At 51.4% G+C, this 1,863-nt stretch carries 2 protein-coding genes; one reads left to right on the top strand and one right to left on the bottom strand.

The window, feature by feature from the left end; all coding sequences use genetic code 11:
• On the top strand, window positions 1-96 hold a 96-nt coding region (locus F6K23_RS40295; protein WP_293166801.1), incomplete at its 5' end, for a Ycf34 family protein.
• Window positions 97-294: 198 nt separating this feature from the next.
• On the opposite strand, the gene F6K23_RS40290 is transcribed toward F6K23_RS40295, so the two are convergent.
• A partial coding sequence (locus tag F6K23_RS40290) for a M48 family metallopeptidase (protein ID WP_293166799.1) occupies window positions 295-1,863 on the bottom strand: 1,569 nt, incomplete at its 5' end.

Genomic DNA, 1,863 nt, shown 5'->3' with positions numbered 1-1,863 from the left:
ATTGAAATGGAGTGGGATGTTGTTGGTTGTGAAAGTTTTAAAGAAGAAATGGGCAAATGGGCAAAATTAAGACCAGGTGAACTTATCCCTACTTAAAGTAATTCTAATTCTTGATTTCCCCTTCTTCGGCGAAGCTCACTGCGGTTGGTGAAGCCAACAAGATTAATATCCCAGACGCGCTTAAGCTCACGAATGTAGTTTGCCCCAGCAGGGCCAGCACCAAGAACAGCGATGGGGTAATGTTGTGACATGAACTTCCTTTAAAATGATAACTAAGGTAATGCGCTCAAAAAATTAACGTAGTGCTTGCAGTGCTTCGCGTGCTTTGAGGGCCCAGGAACTGGACCCTTTCGCAAGTTGCTGCCATTGGAAACGGGCTCCATTAACATTGCCACGTTGCTGCATGCAGCGTCCCAACAGCCAAGTCGCTTCATCAAAATTCTCGTCTTGGCTATCAATCCGGCGCAGTAGTGACTCGGCTTTGGCGGTGCTGTTGACGGCAAGGCTGGCGCGAGCGAATGCACACGCAACTAAAGAAGATCGATTGGCCTCAGGCGGAAGATTGTGAATCCAGGTCATGGCTTGATCGGGGTCACCGCTGGTCGTGAGCCAATCAATCGCAGTCGCAGCTGCACGTGGGCTGATGTCGCTATTATGTAAGGTTTCAAGGATAGCGAGACCAACGACTTGGTCGCCATCACTGAGTGCTTGCCGGGCAGCGATGAGTGCTTGTTCAGAAAGAGGGCTCACAATTACTGAAGATTGTTTAATGCGTGCCAGCATTTGTTGTGGTTCGGTGCTGACGTTGCCAAAGCGACCTTGGGTTAAGGGGTCTTGTAACGAATTTTCACTGCTTGGCGTGGTAATAATTGTTTGTTGTGAGCCACTAGCTGAACGTGGAATGGTCGGTCGCTTGTGGTCAACCTGAACTACCGCATCAGCGTTAGGGGCGACAATGGCTTGGTGGTTTGGTGGCACCACGGGGCGAGCTGGTTCAGCAACAACTTCGCTGCTGAGCGGCTCGCTGGTTGTTTCGTTGTTTGCTGATGCTTGTGCAGCTTGTTCTTGTGTCTGACCGTCTTGTGCAGCCAAGTTATTTGGTGCAGGATTATTTGATGCTGCAGCCGAACCAGCTGGTTCTTCGGTAGTCTGCTCATTGGGATCAGGAAGGCTTTGCGCGAGTTCTTGTAAGTTTTCTTGCTCAGGGGGCTGCTCAACTGGCCGCTGCGGGGCACTCCAGCGCTGGGAAATAGTTTTGTTACCAGCGTAGTCACTGACGATGAGTCGTAACGAGGCATTGCGCGGGAGAGCTAAGGGTAATTCACCGCTGGCGGCAAGATCTTCACGAATTAATAACCAACTCTCGCCATCGAGGCTCATTTCGATGCGGCAATCAGCAAAATGAGGATCACTGCTCTCCCAGGAAAAAGTTACATCAAGATGTTCAGGGCTGTCAGCGATTTTAGCTTCAGCCTGCGTTTTGATCAGCTGTGGAGGGGTCGCATCAACAACGACAATCGAGTTTTTTGACGGTGTGTCGCCAGCTTGGGGTGGCGCTTCGCTCGTCCCTGTATGCAGCACTGCAGTCGTTCGGAAGCCATAACGACCGTCTTGAGGCACAGCAAAACGAAACAGCGGGCCAGTGGTGGCATCAGCAGCAATGTGCTCTTCGTGAGCCAATTGCCAGCTTGTCCCATTATCTGATGTTACCCAGAATTGGCAGCGCTCGACCTCGGCAAGCGGTGTGGTGGTCGTGAAACGAATCGGAATCACCTGTTTCGTTGTCACCAATTCACCATTCGGAAGGGTCGCTGCGCCGAGTGTCGAACAGTACACGCCTGAGAGCAGTAATGGCGCAAGCAA

The sequence above is a fragment of the Okeania sp. SIO2C9 genome, assembly GCF_010672455.1.
In the GTDB taxonomy this organism is placed as follows: domain Bacteria; phylum Cyanobacteriota; class Cyanobacteriia; order Cyanobacteriales; family Microcoleaceae; genus Okeania.
Note: the sequence above shows the minus strand (reverse complement) of the source record. Positions and strands in the feature narration are given on the sequence as shown.